The sequence below is a fragment of the Paenibacillus sp. p3-SID867 genome, assembly GCF_025142895.1.
GTDB lineage: Bacteria > Bacillota > Bacilli > Paenibacillales > Paenibacillaceae > Paenibacillus_AQ.
In genome coordinates this window covers 133,202-147,109 of sequence record NZ_JAMBDM010000008.1, presented here as the reverse complement: position 1 = coordinate 147,109, position 13,908 = coordinate 133,202, and the positions used below count along the sequence as shown (strand labels likewise).

The window sequence follows — 13,908 nt, the reverse complement described above, 5'->3', positions numbered from 1 at the left end:
ATTGTTAAGTGATGTTACTGCCTTCTTTGTATTTACATTCTCATATAAGTTTTACAGATTTATATTGTTTCCTATGTATTCTAGTTATTTATAGTATTTTTATGGTATTTCATCATGTCTTATATGTTATAATTTTCTGGTGCAATATGCGGCTTGAAGGACGGTCGGCTAGTCTCCCGGAAGGGAGGTGATGCCCGTGGAGGTTAAAGATGCTCTCACCTTAATGCTCATGTTTGGCATGTTCATTTTGGCGCTTCTTACCTACATGAAAAAGAAATAGACCGCCCTCCCTAAGGTAACGGTCTATTTCGACCACCACTTAGCGGCCGACTGCTCTTTATGCAGTTATTGTGCTTAGGAGTCGTGTTCGCGCACGGCTCCTTACTTATTCTTACCTCAGTATAACTGATTTTATAACGGTTTTATAGATTTTCTTGTTAAATTTATTTATATTTGGTCTGTGATTTTTTTATCGCAGTAATTTCACTTAACGTTCTTGTGTTCACGACCCAGCGTATGCTGGGTGTCCGGCGAATGCCGGACCAAGGGCGTATGCCACAGCGTGAATATTATGTTAGCAGATGTCCCCGACTTCCTCGGTATGCTCACGAATCAGCTCTTCTATTAAAATTCTGGTTTGACCCATTCTTTCATTCTATTTCTTTAGATCCAATGATCGTCTTTATACGTTCTTGTTCTTCACTCTTATTCAAGTACTCAAAAAATCCAAGACGATTTCCCCAAGGATCTGAAAAGGTTCCCCATTTGACTGGAACTTCTGGTCTTGAGTATATTTCAAAATCATCTATTTTTAATAATTTAACGAGTATATCTCTTTGAACCTCAATATTTGTTGTTCCCAAACGTAATGGTCCATTACCTTCAGTAGGTGTTCCTTCAGCTACCTGTAACCAGCACCCAGGAATTAGTTCCCACTCTGCAAATCCCTCATGTGGTATAAAGTCAGGTTTTCTATTTAAGAGTGTTTCATACCACTTTTGTCCTTGTACGATATTAGATACCCGAACTTGAATAGTCATTTCAAAGATCATTTAATTCCCTCCAAAATTATAGGATATTATTACTCATAATCCCAGATAATTCAATTAATGTAAGCACTGCTTTTCATATGTTCTTTTCCTCTCGGGGATTTCTGCTAACGTTCAGGCATTCACGAACCCTCACCGGCTTATGCGCGTAGCGCGGGTCGTCAGACTTAGCCGGTGCAGGGTTGTCCGCTGAACCAACTTCTCCGAAAATACTTCTTGCGGAACGAGGGGCGTCAGCCCCGATGCGTGAATGCTATGTTATGCGATGCCCCTGACTTCCTCGAAATACTACATCATTACTGTTCTCTAATTCTCTTTCCAAATCGCATTTTAGCACTTCCACTTCTAATACTGCCGAATCATCATTATTAAAAAATATAGAGGGTTTAACTCCATCTTCTACCATTCTCAACAAAAACAACTCAATGAATTCCTGAAGATCGATGGCTTCTGCCTTATAATTACTCCAATCACCAATTGCACAGTATTCGGCAAACTCTTTCCGAGGCCAAAAAGGAAATAAGTAATTCCCCTCATCGTCAGCGCTTGCTGCCCAGCCATCATCATATAATCCCCAAATCTCTTCTCGGTCTACGACTTGCTTAATGAAATACTCATATCGGATATTGGCTGGTTGCTTAATGAGCGATTCAAACTCTTTATTGTTCATTGTCTCTACACCTTTTGTTTTCATTTTTCTATCCAGGGGTTTCGCATAACGTTCACGTATTCACGACGCGAGCCGGCCTTAGATAGCTCTTATCTTAGGTCGGCTCGTGTGTCGTCTGAGTTATCTCCTATGATTATACATCGGACGATCAAGGGCGTAAGCCCCGCAGCGTGAATATAATGTTATCGGATGTCGGGAGCATCTACTGAGTTACTCTCAACGATTCTTTTGTGTTTTTGTTTTATTTCTTTTATTAATGCATCCTGATATTCGATTTTATAAATTAGCACATACATTACCTTAGAAACAACCCATTCATATGCTTTTTCAACGATCTTTAATTCACTATCGCTTATCACAAAATCATCTAGTAATTTTGGATGAACAATTTTATTTCTTATTGCTATTGCTTTTTTAAAATAATCCCATCCAACAGTATCTAACTCCAATTCTTTATTGGGAATTAGTTTCAGATACATCTTAATTGCAAATTTAAAATTATCGGCAACTGGTAAGAAATTTTGTCTCACAGAACCTTCCGCTTTATTGTTTAAAAAATAGGTCTCATCATTTAACAAAGCTATCTCTGCTTCTGAATAAATTTCACCATTATTTTCATTTATACAATGTTGCTTTAACAAGTATGAAGAAGCCTCAACAGCAGCAAATGCTGTTCTGATATAAGTCCGTCGATTATATTGACTATCGTTATTTTGAAGAATTTCGTGTGATATTTTTACATCTTCATATGTACTAACAACCAAATCTTTCAAATGGTCTCTTTCATTAGACATTCTTCGTACCCCTCATTATTTTATACTTCCCGATTTCCGATAACGTTTTCGCATTCACGAACCCGAGAGGCTTAAAGGAGCGTAGCGACTGGGTCGAAGACTTAGCCTCGCAGGGTTATCTGCCTGCAAATCGCTTCCTCGAAACCTCATCCGCAGACCCAAGGCGTTAGCCCTGCAGCGTGAATGTTTTGTTATCGGATGTTCGGTGCTTCTTTGATTAACCTACAAGTGTTTCATCACCCTGATAATTGTAGTTGTAACATCCTTATGTAAATTTGCATCATGGATTATTAGTTTAAAATAAATACTTCTTAATAAATTCTTTGTGTTAGTACGTAATATATCATCTTCTGGATAGTTACCGATATATTCAAGAACACTGAACTGTTCAATCCAGTCGGATATAAATCCCTTCCTTAAAATATCGCGTCTTAATATCCGAACTATCACTTCTGCAATTCTGTCATCTTCACTGTTAATAAATGCATATAAACAATTACAAAACTTCTTCCTAATCAAGTCTAAAACCTCAACACAATGATCCACGGAACAATAAGAAGAGGCAATTAGAGATTCTAATGCATCGGCCGTATGTGCAACTGAATGCGCCCATCCCTTTCCTTTTATATATCCTCTTAAATCCTGTTCGAGGGCAAAATAACCAGAAACCCTAGAGTATATGTACTCAAAATCTTGATTTGATAAAAAAAGAATTGACTCATTATATTCTAATGCTAAGGGCACAAGTAGAATGGAAAACGTTCGTGTAAAGACTTTATCGTTATTACTTTCGTCCAAACCATAAAACAAATGTTCATCGTCTAGAGCGGTATAAAGTATTCGTTTGACTAACTCAGTACTCAGTTTCTTATTAACGATCAACTGATTGAATGTATTATAAATGAGGCTATCCCTTAGTTCGCTATGTGTTGCTCCAATATTGTTCATCATTTCTATGATTAATTCCTCAATACTAATTCCATTTGGGATTATGTAATTATTATTTCTTATTTGTTGTAAGGTCTCTTTAATGTTATTTATCTTTGTTCTCCTTATTTGCATTTTTACCCGAATTTCAGATAACGTCTTTTTCACGAACTTCGCAAAAATATCATTTATTAGGTATTTACGAACTTCGTGAACCCACCTTCAAAACCAAAGTTTACGACTCCTCTTCCAATTGATCTAACGGACTTTTAATCCTTCTTATGTCCTTCACACTCACATGTGTGTACCTTTCGGTGGTGCGTACACTCTGATGACCGAGCAACTCTTGAATGAAGCGAATGTCAATTCCACCTTCCAATAGATGTGTAGCGAATGAATGGCGTAAGGCGTGAATACTAACCTTTTTCTGAATTCCAGAAGCAATACGTGCTTGTTCGAACACTTTTTGAACCGTTCGTTCATTTATATGGCGCTCTGGGTGTTGACCTGGGAACAGCCATTTCTCGGGCTTTTCTTGTTGTAAATACGGTTGAACAATATCCATGGCTGTATCGGATAATAGGGTAAGACGATCCTTTCGACCTTTGCCTTGAGAAACTCGTAGTGTTTTTCGCTCGAAATCAATGTCTTGAGTTTTCAACCGGACCACTTCCCCTACCCGTAATCCTGAGGAATAGGTAAGGTATAGGATCGCACGATGTTTTAAATTATGGAGTGCTTTTAAGATCAACATCACTTCATTCATCGATAGAACATTCGGCAACTTCTTTTCTTTCTTAGGGCGAACATAAGAGACTGTTTCCTCATGCAATAGTACTTTCTGAGCAAAAAATTTGATCGCGCTGAGCGCTTGATTAACATAGGAATGGGAACATTTCCTATGAAGTAAGTGTAAGGAATAACTCTGAATCATTTTCTCGTGACCCATCCCATTATTTTGCTGCTGTACACAAGCATGAAATCGATGGACTTGACTACAATAAGCTTTTATCGTTTTTTTACTATAACCTCGAAGCTGCAGTGCATGAACGAAAGAGCTTTTTAACGACTCATTCCATGAATAGATTGGAATGTGATCCTGCATGTTAACTTCATTGTTATACAAGTTGCACTCTTTCATCAACATGCTATCAACATGAATCTTCGTTCCTTCAAAAAGTGTAAGCAACTGTTGAATCGATTCGATTGTAAATGGAATCAGCCAGACCTTTTTATCACGGACCCATTTCCTTCCTGGAATTTCTCGAATCTTCATCACCATTTGTTCATCATACTTAAAACGAACATATAAGGAACCTTCATCATTCCGAGACACCCATATACTCACGTTCCCACCCTCTCATTATAGCAGCAACCTAATTATTGGAAAGCAAAAAGAGCTCACAATCGCCGTCATCGACGTTGTAAGCTCCCAATACTTTCGGTGCTGTCCACCCTTTATAATCTAACAGCATTCAATTCAAGTAATATTACGCTTAGGGGTTTAAAATTCTTATAGCCATTAAATAGATTAAACCATAATAAAGGTAGCAATAGCTACCTCATATCTCACCTTACTTCAAGCACGAAAATGCAGTACAAGCGAAATCTTAGTACTACACTTCGCGTGGAACATGATAACGAGTAGCGTAGCGAATCGGTCTTGATGTTTCACGCCGTCTTCGAATAACTTACATCTTAAGATATATCACTGCGTTTAATGGCGATTCTTCATCAAGAATAGAGTACACGTGGATGTTGCGCAGCTCCTGCCCAGATTCAATACATAATAGTATTTTGTATAATAGAGAGATACATATTGTGGTACTGCGAAGGGGTGGACCTATCGTCATGAAACCGGAGTTAGATCCGAGAGAAATCAAACCCCTGCAAAAAATAAAAAACGCTCTCCTTCACATGATGGCTTCCCGAATCGATCCCATATCCATTACGGATCTATGTGCCGAGGCACAAGTGACACGGCCTACCTTTTACAAGCATTTTAGCAGCGTAGCCGAGTTAATGGAGGTTATGTCCAAGGAGACGATGGAAGATTTGGAACGCCGCATCGTGATCGAGAAAAAAACATCCCTTCAAGAGATTGATTATGATGAACTGGCTTCCAATATGGTCGCTTTATTCAACCATGTGCTGGAGAATCGGCAGTTTTACGAATCCTTCATTTTAATCCATCCGGACACGCCGTTTACGCGTTATTTCAAAGCTACGCTATACCATTTTGTAAAGGTTGGGCTTGAAGCTTCCATTGAAACAGGCGCTGAGATCAGTGTGCCGTCCGACGTGGTCATCAACTTTATGACAGGTGCATTTCACGAGACCATCTTGTGGTGGATGTTGAAGGGATATCCCTACACTCCACAGGAAATGACGGCTATGGTATTACGATTATCCATTAACGGCCCCTATCAATTCTAGAATATTAAAAAAGAGTAGCGCCTCTCCGTCGTGAATAGGATACGTCACACTTTTGTCAACTTCTACCTAGAAGGAATATTTGTCCATTTCATCGAAATACAATGTACTAACACGAAATCGATAGAAAGAGATGTGTATAAGATGAATGGAATTCTGGGCGTATCCGGACTATCGTTCTTGTTGGTGACACTGTTCACCCCTCTGCTTATCTGGGGATTACGTACGTTAAAGCTTACGCAGCCAATCCGGAGTGAGCTGCCTCCCGATCATCAGGCCAAACGCGGGACGCCGTTAATGGCAGGTCTTATATTGCTGATTGGCGTTGCCATTTCACTGCAATTTCAACCTACGCCGCTAACCGTTTTTTTATGCTCGACCTTCCTCTTGTTCAGCTCGATCGGGTTTATGGATGACTTCAAGAAAGCTGCGTGGCAGGACCCGTCCGGAATCTCCGGTCGCATGAAGCTAGTATTTCAGTTCCTGTTTACCGGCGCGTTATTGTATGTACTGTTCCATTCCTTTTCACTGACAAGTGATATCCGACTCTTCAACGGGTTCCAGCTCCAATTGCCGGTAAGCGTGTACGTCATTATCATGCTGTTATTCATTGTGGGTTCGGCGAATGCCATCAACTTTACCGACGGATTGGACGGACTGTTAATCAATGTAGCTATACCTACTTATTTTTTCTTCTTTTTAATCTCCGACAAACCGGAAGTGCAGATGTTCTCGTTAGTCATGGTCGGCTGCCTGCTCGGCTTGCTGCTCTACAATATTCATCCAGCACGGGCTTTCATGGGCGATACGGGATCTCTCGCCATTGGCGGCTCCCTTTCATTCTTAGCGGTGATCGAGAAGGTCGAAATTTTGATTCCGCTTCTGTTCATCATCTATTTGGCTGAGCAGCTCTCGGTTATCCTGCAGGTATGGTACTACAAACGCACCAAGCTGCGTCTGTTCCGAATGGCACCGATCCATTTCCACTTCAGTCTCAAGTACGGCTGGAGCGAGAACAAAATCGTGATGATTTTCGGTTTTGTCTCCTGGTTTATGGCTTTGCTCTGTTGGTTGCTTGCCAAATACGTAATGTGAAACATTGGAATAAAATAATCAAGGAAAAGCCTCCTGGTAGATGTCCGGAACACTACTGGTTGGCTTTTTTACATGTTGAGACCCTGGCTTTGGACTTACGGCATAATTCCCTCCAGCTCTTTTCTCAGACTGTTGAGCGTTGATGTTCGTTCTTCGTCATTCTGTTCGTCGTAGAGCAGTTGCTCCATGAATTCCCAGACATCCTCCAGCTTGCGTCTCCCTTGATAAAATGTCAGCGCCTCGATGTTCACCTCATAATGACTGTGGGTATTCGCATAAATTCTCATGAATTCTGAAAAATAGGGCTCATCCACAAACGACATCATATCGGCTTCGACCGGTGCCAGCTTCAGTCCCTCCCAATCAATCAGCTTCAGCTGTCCCGTAGACATCAGGTTCCATCCATGTACGTCGGTATGGCATAATGCCATTCGCAGATCACGATTCTTCAGCGCTTCGGACAGCTCTTCAATTTTAAGCATTAATTTCTTCATGCTATCGATATGATGAAGCAGCACTTTCCCGAGGTCATACGGCAACTCCCCGTCCAGCGTGCTCCTTAGCTGCTCAAGAAACGGCACCGTAAAGCTTTCTTTCATCGCACTTGTCACCAGCGGAACCTCTTCCCCATAACGATGGAGCTCTGCGATCATCTCTGCCAATTGTCTCACTTGATCCTTCGTCAGCTTGGTATCGGCGATTGTATCCCCAACGATATATTCATACAACAGATAAATTCCTTCGTCATCCTCGCATTGATAGCAGCCGTCTTTTGTGAGAATCGGAACTGGAATCTTCCCCTTTAAACGACTATGCTCCTCAAGCCACAACAGTACAGGCACGTAATCATCAATCAGCGCAGTCCACTTGGGGGTAGATGCACGGCTTTTCTCATATACCTTCAGGAAATAGGCATGTCTCTCACTCTGCACTTTATAAGCCAGCGCTGCCCAACCACCCTTTTGGGGTACAACATGGGTACGATCCAATCCGTAATATTCCTTCAAAATGCCTTGTAATTGTTCCATAGTACCTCCTATCTATGCCTCATATCTTTCGGGGGGGCTCCCCTCTAACATATCATAGCGGTGCCATGATATGATTTAAAGACCACCATTCATATCACCTGTGCTTATTTGTTTTTTCGATCACCCTCTTCTTTCTGTAAGAGCTGGCCTTGGTGCATCTCGTATAAAAAAACAAGGATGCATCTTCTGCATCCTTGTTTGCCGTTAACCAGATCTTATTTTATTCTAACGGCCTGCCTTCTTTATAATAAAGATTCCGCTTCAGAATCACGAAGAAAATATGTACGTTCCGGTACCCATGTTCTGACAAGATGTCGTGAATGCGGGCTGCAACAGCATCATGAATCTCCTGAGATCTCTGGAACATAAGGATTTCAACGGATAGCGGCGTATTCGTAATGATCTGATAAGGAAGCAGTTCGATCTTCACAATTTCCTGTGGAATTTGTACAATCCCCGCGAATTCATCAACGACCTGTGGCGTTATTTCTTCAAGAAAGACTTCGGAGAATCCTTTAAAGCGTAAATATGGCACTCTTATCCCTTCATTTCGTCGAATTATTGTGTTATAGATGTCCTCAAGTGACTTTTATCTCTCTACTACTATACAATATTGTTATTGTGAAAGGAATCACTATGATTCGATGCACACATTCGCAGGTGGATTTCAACTATAGCTATCCTTTCAATTGCCCTGTACGACCGCTTCCGTTAAACTTGATAACATCCGATTCATCATACGAGAAATTTATTATGGAGGTGAAGGTCCTCATGGGACAAAATCTATGGGATGCCGAATGGGAAGTGACCGAGCCGTTAGTCCGGTTATTGCTTACTCGCCAATTCCCCCAATTGTCTACCCTCAAGGTCCAGGAGATTGGCAACGGATGGGACAACACCGTTTATCGCGTTGGCGATGAGTATGTGTTTCGCTTTCCTCGTAGAAAGATAGCCATATCTTTACTAAATACCGAAGCAAAAATCCTGCCCAAGCTTGAACACTACATAACGGTACCTTATGCGAAACCCCTCTTCTTCGGAAAAGAAAGTGAAGATTATCCTGCACCTTTTCTAGGATATACTTATCTTCCCGGTAAATTTCCGATTGGAATTTCGGATGAAGCGCGGATGCAATCAGCGGAAACGCTCGCCCGCTTCCTGAAGCGCCTGCATGCTTTTCCCGTAGAAATAGCGCAGCAAGCAGGTGTATTGTCTGACCAGCGTAATCTGGCCGATATCGCCGGCCGCAAAAACAAAATGCTGAATTTCCTCTCCAATCTTACCCAATATATAACGCAAGAGGAGTTACATGAGATCGAGGACTATTTGCGGGGCATCCATTTGGTTCAGGCGAGGCATCGACATGTTCTAATCCACGGGGATCTCCATTTTAAAAACATGCTGGTCGATGATAATGGCAATCTTTCGGGGATTATTGATTGGGGCGACGTCAACATTGGCCATCCTGCCTGTGACCTGAGTATCGCTTATAGCTACCTGCCGCCGGCCTCCAGAGCGGATTTCTATGATATCTATGGCGAAGTGGATGAAGAAACGAAGATTCTGGCACGAATGATCGCCGTCTATATCCCTATGTTAATATTCATGCAGGCCATTGACGAAAAAGATGAAGCCATTGCATTGGAAGCCAAATCAATTATTCAGCGTGCCATGGCCATATAATGGTTCGATGGTTATGGCGGAATCATATCTCATACAAAAAAGAAGCTTGAAAAAAACCTTCAAGCTTCTTTTTTCTTTGTTTCGTGATTTGCCATACGTTGCAGCAACGTTATATTTTTAACATTCCCATTAACGGCATAATGGTTTTTATTACATTCATGCCCAGTTTAATATGCGGCACGATTTGTCCCAAAAAGCCCAAACCGCCTACAGCCGCAACTCCTTCTCCTTCCTCAGCCCCTTCGGCTGCCGGAGCGCTTGGAGGACCTCCAAACAAGTCGCTTAAAAATCCGGAAATCTGCGCTTTGTCCCCGCTCCGTGCAATCGAAGCCGGCATTTTTTGGTTAGCACGAAGTCCGGATAGCGTCACTTCCCGGCCTTGAATCTGATTCAGTTCTCCGATATAGTAGCTGCCATCCTTTAGAACAACCACGACTGGTTGACCTACCCAATGCTGGGGAGGTCTCGACTTCGAAGCGGCTCTGGACTTCCTGACGCGTTTCGATGACATACTAGGATCACCTCGCTTCCCTATTCATCATGTAGACATCATATGCAGAGCCGTCTTTCATTCTTGTGCCTTTATAGGAGGATTGATATAAATGCGTCAATAACCTAGATTTACAAGGCTCCATCACTATATAAAAATGAGCAGAAATTTAATTTATTTCCGTCGAATGTGGCTTTTTGCCTCTCTTCGGTGTCTAATGAATTGTAAGGTCAAGAGGAGGTTCTTATCCATGTCAAGAGCTCATGACAATCTCCCTGTTTATCCGGATAACCAGGGAACCAAACGCACATTTGAAGAGGTGTATGATGAATACCGCCTGAGGATTCGCCAATATCTCGCACTGAAAGTGAATCCGATGGCTGCAGATGACTTAACACAACAAGTGTTCTTAAGGGCCATGGAGAACCTCGATAAGTTTAACGGGAATTCCAGTCTGTTCACCTGGATTTTCAAGATCGCCCAGAACACGATTAAAAATGAATATCGAAGTATATCACGTAAACATGAGATGCCTTATGACTTTACAAGTTATGAATCTCAGTCCATCTCCCTTGATTTTTCCAGATATGTTGATATTCGAATTGATATTAGCGCGGCACTTAAGCGGCTGAGTGAGCTTGATCAGCAGATTATATCGTTGCGATTTTTCGTGGATTGTACGCTGTCGGAAATATCCAGGATCGTGGGCATGCGCGAGAGTGCGGTGAAAAATCGATTGTACCGGTCCTTGGAGAAGCTAAAGAAAGAATTAAAAGAATGGGGTGACATCACCATTATGTCAATTCTGGATTTGATATCCTTTGAAAGCAAAAGTGAAGTTAGTCATCTTCAGAGCAAAGTGCATCAGGACCTGTTTCAAGAACTTAAGAACAATGTAGAACAGATTGCAGCAAAATATAGTCATCAGCCGTCACACAAAATCGTAATTGAAATCTATCCCGATCTGCCAACATTCCATCAAGCCGTTGGTGAATCGGATGCACCTGATTGGTTCATGGGCACGTTCGATAACAACACGTTAAAAATCGTCTCACCCTTGAACCCGGGTCCCGAGCATACGTATCAATCGATCCTCCGGTCCACCCTGCACTTGTACACCATGTGGTTGATCAGCGACATCAACCCCCTCGCCCCCAAATGGATCCGTCAGGGCATCGGTGGGTACGAAGCGCAGCAAATGTCCGAAGATTTCATTCGAAGCACGACTTCGGAAGCCATCAGCAATCGGGCGATTCCAAGTTTCGAGGATCTCAATGATGATTCCTGGGATTTTGGCAAAACGGGATTTCAGTTCTCCTATCTGATCGTTGAGTTCATCATTAAAAGATATGGGTTAGGTCCATTGAATCAACTCATCCGCAACCCGGATGGTTATCATGACATTTTCCATCTTTCCGAAGAAGAGCTTCATGAGCAGTGGTCGAAAGCCCTCCAAGATCAGCTTGTATAAATTAGAAGAAAGGAGTGTCCAAAAAGATCCTTGGATCTGGGGGGATGCTCCTTTTTCTGTCGTCGATTCCTTGACCGGAACCGTTATTAACGCCCCGTGTACGAATCGTTCTCCCTATAAACTTTCTGATACAGGGGCCGAATCCGAACAGCGGATGTCTTAAACCCGGGCATTTTACAGAACGGGTCCAGATCCGGCCGGGTCGCGTGATTGACATTCTGCACGCCGCCCCAATGCATAGGCACGAACAGGGTGTCTTCTCGAATCTGGTCTTTGATTCTGGCGCGTACGGAAAAAGATCCATGCTCCGACTGGATCTCTACCCACTCGCCGTCCTGGATTCGGTAACGCTGTGCGGTCATCGGGTGGATCTCCACGAAATTTTCCAGCTCGCGTGCAAGCAAAGAAGGACTTCTCCGGGTCTGTACGCCGGTCAGATAGTGGGACAGAACACGACCATTGGTCAGAATAAGTGGATACGCCTCTGACACGCCTTTCCAAGGATCCCCTTCCATTACAGAGAACACGGCCCTTCCGTCCGGATGGGCAAACGATTGTTGAAACAGAAGACCAACCCCAGCCTCTTCAGGGGAGGGGCACGGCCAATATACTCCCTTCTCCCGGCGCAGTCGGTCATAGGTTATACCGTAGTAGTCTGCAATTCCACCCTTGCTCGCGAGCCTCAGCTCATTAAAAATCTCTTCAGGCTCGTTGAAGCGAAAATAATGCCCCTTCCCCAGCATGTCGGCCATGGAGCACAGAATCATCCAGTCATGACGCGCCTCGCCAGGCGCCTGACGCCCTGCCTCTCGCAGGAGCACGCGTCCCTCCAGGTTCGTCAGTGTCCCTTCATTTTCCATGTAGGAGGTTACCGGCAGAACAAGATCGGCCAATTGGGCCGTTTCGGACATAAACATGTCGGCAACCATCAGAAAATCAAGTTTGTTCAAACCTTCCTCCACAAGCCCGGCGTTCGGATTCGATACGATGGGATTGGAGCCCATCACGAAGAGCGATTTAATCACTCCCTGATGAATCAGCTCCATCATCTCATAGGCAGAGACGCCTTTCCCGGGAAGGCTTGCAGCATCCACACCCCACACGGAGGCAACATAAGCCCGATCCTTTTCACTCTCGATCGACCTGTAACCCGGCAGCTGATCGGCCTTCTGCCCATGCTCCCTCCCCCCTTGTCCATTCCCCTGACCGGTGATGGCTCCATATCCGCAGCCCTCTCTCCCGATTTTACCTGTAGCCAAGACCAGGTTTAGAAAATGGCGAACCGCAAGATGGCCATCCGTCTGCTGCTCCACCCCTCGCGCAGTCAGCACCATGCCAGTATCCGCCTCGCCATAGGCTAAAGCGGCCTCCCGGATTTGCCCCAGCGCCAATCCGCATATACCCGCAGCCTGCGAGAGATCGAGGCTGTTCAAATAAACGCTCAGCTCGTCGTAACCGTTCGTCCTTGCTTGAATAAAGGTCTCATCGATCAAGCCTTCATCCATGATGATCTTAAGCATCGCATCCGCCAGTATGGTATCCGTTCCCGGTCTGATCGGCAAATGCATATCGGCCATGGCGGCGGTGGCTGTTTTTCGCGGGTCGATGACAATGATCCTGGCCCCATTCTCCTTAGCCCGGTTGAAGTAAGTCAGCAGCGTAGGCTGACATTCCGCTATATTGGTGCCGGCCAACACGATGCAGCGGGCCAGAGGAATATCAGCCAATCTGAAGGTCAACCCCCGGTCAATCCCGAAGGTTTTGCTCCCTGCAGAAGCTGCGGCAGACATACAGAAGCGGCCGTTATAATCGATATATCGGGTTCCCAGTGCCACCCGGGCAAATTTCCCGAGCAAATATGCCGTTTCATTGGTCAAAGATCCACCGCCGTAAACGGCATTGGCATCAGCGCCATACTGCTCTGATATCCCCTGCATATGTTGACTGGCCACAGCAAATGCTTCATCCCACGAACATGGGACAAGTTCACCATTTGAGCGGATTAATGGATGTGTGAGACGCTGCGAATGGACTGCATGCTGATGCGCATGCATGCCTTTGACGCATACCCTGCCCTCCGATGCGGAGTTCGGAACCCCTTCCACCCTATATTCGGCCCTGCGCTGACCCGGAATGCCGTTCCCACCCTCGGTTACCGTCATCTTGCACTGCACACTGCAGAACGGACATTGCGTCTCGATCACGGCAGCAGCTACTGTCGATTCAGCACGATCCGATTGAAGCATAACGAGACCACCTCTTTCTATT

The 13,908-nt window shown here is 43.9% G+C and carries 14 protein-coding genes; 5 read left to right on the top strand and 9 right to left on the bottom strand.

Features of this window, described 5'->3' with window-relative positions:
- Positions 1-190: 190 nt before the first annotated feature.
- Entirely contained in the window at positions 191-280 is a 90-nt protein-coding gene (locus M4D81_RS17585; protein WP_260067501.1) for a putative holin-like toxin, read from the top strand.
- Positions 281-650: 370 nt separating this feature from the next.
- On the opposite strand, the gene M4D81_RS17580 is transcribed toward M4D81_RS17585, so the two are convergent.
- The 5 genes from M4D81_RS17580 to xerA form a co-directional block, all read right to left on the bottom strand.
- The gene (locus M4D81_RS17580) at positions 651-1,052 is read right to left on the bottom strand and encodes a VOC family protein (protein ID WP_260067500.1); all 402 of its coding nucleotides are present in this window, start codon (positions 1,050-1,052) and stop codon (positions 651-653) included.
- A gap of 250 nt (positions 1,053-1,302) precedes the next feature.
- Positions 1,303-1,719: a DUF2750 domain-containing protein gene (locus tag M4D81_RS17575; RefSeq protein ID WP_260067499.1), complete on the bottom strand. Its 417-nt coding sequence runs from the start codon at positions 1,717-1,719 to the stop codon at positions 1,303-1,305.
- Between the two features lie 182 nt (positions 1,720-1,901).
- Positions 1,902-2,513, bottom strand: coding sequence for a hypothetical protein (locus tag M4D81_RS17570; RefSeq protein ID WP_260067498.1), 612 nt, complete (start codon positions 2,511-2,513; stop codon positions 1,902-1,904).
- Positions 2,514-2,735: 222 nt separating this feature from the next.
- Entirely contained in the window at positions 2,736-3,464 is a 729-nt protein-coding gene (locus M4D81_RS17565; protein WP_260067497.1) for a DUF2785 domain-containing protein, read from the bottom strand.
- Between the two features lie 211 nt (positions 3,465-3,675).
- Positions 3,676-4,788 (bottom strand): site-specific tyrosine recombinase/integron integrase, encoded by a 1,113-nt coding sequence (gene xerA, locus M4D81_RS17560; protein ID WP_260067496.1) that lies wholly within the window; start codon positions 4,786-4,788, stop codon positions 3,676-3,678.
- Between the two features lie 503 nt (positions 4,789-5,291).
- Here xerA and M4D81_RS17555 point away from each other — a divergent pair.
- Complete coding sequence (locus tag M4D81_RS17555) at positions 5,292-5,876, top strand: TetR/AcrR family transcriptional regulator (protein WP_260067495.1); 585 nt, start codon at positions 5,292-5,294, stop codon at positions 5,874-5,876.
- Between the two features lie 141 nt (positions 5,877-6,017).
- Entirely contained in the window at positions 6,018-6,968 is a 951-nt protein-coding gene (gene mraY / locus M4D81_RS17550) for a phospho-N-acetylmuramoyl-pentapeptide-transferase (RefSeq protein ID WP_220685678.1), read from the top strand.
- A 95-nt stretch (positions 6,969-7,063) separates the two neighbouring features.
- Here the strand turns inward: mraY and M4D81_RS17545 are convergent, their stop codons facing one another.
- Positions 7,064-7,996: an aminoglycoside phosphotransferase family protein gene (locus M4D81_RS17545; RefSeq protein ID WP_260067494.1), complete on the bottom strand. Its 933-nt coding sequence runs from the start codon at positions 7,994-7,996 to the stop codon at positions 7,064-7,066.
- Between the two features lie 220 nt (positions 7,997-8,216).
- Positions 8,217-8,531, bottom strand: a complete 315-nt coding sequence (locus M4D81_RS17540; RefSeq protein WP_071224307.1) for a DUF1904 family protein — start codon at positions 8,529-8,531, stop codon at positions 8,217-8,219.
- 236 nt (positions 8,532-8,767) lie between these two features.
- Here M4D81_RS17540 and M4D81_RS17535 point away from each other — a divergent pair, with 236 nt between their 5' ends.
- Positions 8,768-9,679, top strand: a complete 912-nt coding sequence (locus M4D81_RS17535; protein WP_260067493.1) for an aminoglycoside phosphotransferase family protein — start codon at positions 8,768-8,770, stop codon at positions 9,677-9,679.
- A gap of 109 nt (positions 9,680-9,788) precedes the next feature.
- On the opposite strand, the gene M4D81_RS17530 is transcribed toward M4D81_RS17535, so the two are convergent.
- The gene (locus M4D81_RS17530; protein ID WP_260067492.1) at positions 9,789-10,190 is read right to left on the bottom strand and encodes a hypothetical protein; all 402 of its coding nucleotides are present in this window, start codon (positions 10,188-10,190) and stop codon (positions 9,789-9,791) included.
- Between the two features lie 229 nt (positions 10,191-10,419).
- On the opposite strand from M4D81_RS17530, the gene M4D81_RS17525 reads away from it, so the two are divergent.
- Positions 10,420-11,640, top strand: coding sequence for an RNA polymerase sigma factor (locus tag M4D81_RS17525; protein ID WP_260067491.1), 1,221 nt, complete (start codon positions 10,420-10,422; stop codon positions 11,638-11,640).
- Between the two features lie 86 nt (positions 11,641-11,726).
- Here the strand turns inward: M4D81_RS17525 and nasC are convergent, their stop codons facing one another.
- Positions 11,727-13,886: an assimilatory nitrate reductase catalytic subunit NasC gene (nasC, locus tag M4D81_RS17520; RefSeq protein WP_260067490.1), complete on the bottom strand. Its 2,160-nt coding sequence runs from the start codon at positions 13,884-13,886 to the stop codon at positions 11,727-11,729.
- Between the last annotated feature and the right edge of the window lie 22 nt (positions 13,887-13,908).